The 1,224-nt window shown below is 64.6% G+C and carries 1 protein-coding gene; it reads right to left on the bottom strand.

Translation table 11 applies throughout. From position 1 onward, the window contains the following. Positions 1–5: 5 nt before the first annotated feature. A complete protein-coding gene (locus ACSBPG_RS31890; protein WP_435541284.1) occupies positions 6–1,133 on the bottom strand; it encodes an ISAs1 family transposase in 1,128 nt (375 codons plus the stop codon). Positions 1,134–1,224 lie beyond the last annotated feature (91 nt).

Below are 1,224 nucleotides of genomic sequence, written 5' to 3'. Positions count from 1 at the left end.
CACGGTCATCGCATTTGGCCGAGGATGGATCTTGCGAACTCGTCGGACCATCCTGAGCGTTTGCGCTTGCGGCGGACGGAGATGTCGGTGCGTGCCCGGTTGAGGACGTTGAGGGCAAGCTTTCGCAGGGTGGCGAGGTTTTCCGGGGCGTGATCCTTGCGGCTTCTGGCGCGGTCCTCGTCGAAGGTGACGTCGAGGACCCAGTGGAGGCCGTTCTCGACGGACCAATGGGCGCGAGCGGCGTTGAGGTAGTCCAGCGGGGTGAGGGTGCGCGAGGAGATGTGGTAGTGGCGGGTGACGGTGGTTTTGCCGTTCCGCTCGATGGTGGCTTCGATCATGCCCAGACAAGCCATGTCGGGGAGCAGGAGCGGCTCGGAGCAGGCCGACTTGGGACCGCGCAGCCAACTCAGGTCATGGCTGACCCAGGCCCGCCGGGTCTCGATGCGGCCGTGGTCGGCATCAGTAGTTTTGCTGGAGAGCAATCCGGCCAGCGTTTCCGGATCGGCGAAGTACTCCACCACCATGGCATGCAGGGCGGGGTGGTTGCCCTTGAGGCGCAGCAGGTAGTCGCCACCCTGGTCGCGGATGATGCGCGCGGTGTCCTCCTGGCAGTGGATGGCGTCGGCGGTGACCAGCCATCCCGTCAGATCCAGGCACCCCAGCAAGGCACGGGCCGCCACGATCTCACTGTCGCCCTCGGCCACCCGGAAGCTCTGCTGGCCCACCACCACCCGCGTGGCCGAGGCAAACGCCGTCACCACCGCCAGCGGGTTGGCGCGCGCCGCGTCGTCGAAGGACCGGCGCAGCGTCTTGCCGTCGATCGCCAGAACGCCCGCGCCCGCCGTCCCCAACTCATCCAGAAACCGTCCAAAGCATGCCGCAAAGGCCGCCGGATCAAGCAGCCGGAAAATCCGCGAAAACGTATCGTGGCTTGGAACCCCATTCTCCAGCCGCAGGAAATCCCGGAACAAAATCTCCCGATCCACCGCAAAGTCGGCAAAATCCGAACAGCTCTCCGCTCCGCAGATCGACGCCGTCAGCGCGATCGTGAGAACTTCCAAAAGATCATGCCGCTTCGCATTCCCCGTCCGAGGGTCCGGCAGGGCGGCAAAAACCTTCGCGTACCACGACATCGGGAGGCTCCTTCCCTGAACCCTTCAGCCTCCCTACAGAATCCATGTCAGCCCGCCACGCTACCCTCTTTTCTCAAATGCGATTCCCCTG

Source organism: Azospirillum sp. ST 5-10, assembly GCF_051225715.1.
In the GTDB taxonomy this organism is placed as follows: Bacteria; Pseudomonadota; Alphaproteobacteria; order Azospirillales; family Azospirillaceae; genus Azospirillum.
The sequence above is the reverse complement of the archived record's forward strand: the minus strand, read 5'-3'. Positions and strand labels throughout refer to the sequence as shown.